This is a genomic window from Citrobacter sp. TBCS-14, from assembly GCF_005280805.1.
GTDB lineage: Bacteria > Pseudomonadota > Gammaproteobacteria > Enterobacterales > Enterobacteriaceae > Citrobacter > Citrobacter gillenii.
In genome coordinates, this window is record NZ_SZWM01000208.1 from 1 (window position 1) to 212 (window position 212).

Consider the following 212-nt stretch of genomic DNA (forward strand, 5'->3'; position numbering starts at 1 on the left):
GTCCGGTTGTTCTGTTCTCCGTAATGTGGTCGCGTATGACCCGTAACGGCGCACTGGCAGGGATGGTCATTGGTGCAGTAACGGTTATCGTCTGGAAGCAGTTTGCCTGGTTGGGCCTGTATGAAATCATCCCGGGCTTCGTGTTCGGCAGCATCGGGATTGTGGTCTTCAGTCTGTGGGGTAAAGCGCCATCAGCAGCAATGCAGAAACGT

1 pseudogene is annotated in these 212 nt (G+C 54.7%); it reads left to right on the forward strand.

Features of this window, described 5'->3' with window-relative positions:
• Positions 1-212: pseudogene (locus tag FDX22_RS12140) on the forward strand (sodium:proline symporter); the annotation flags it as partial.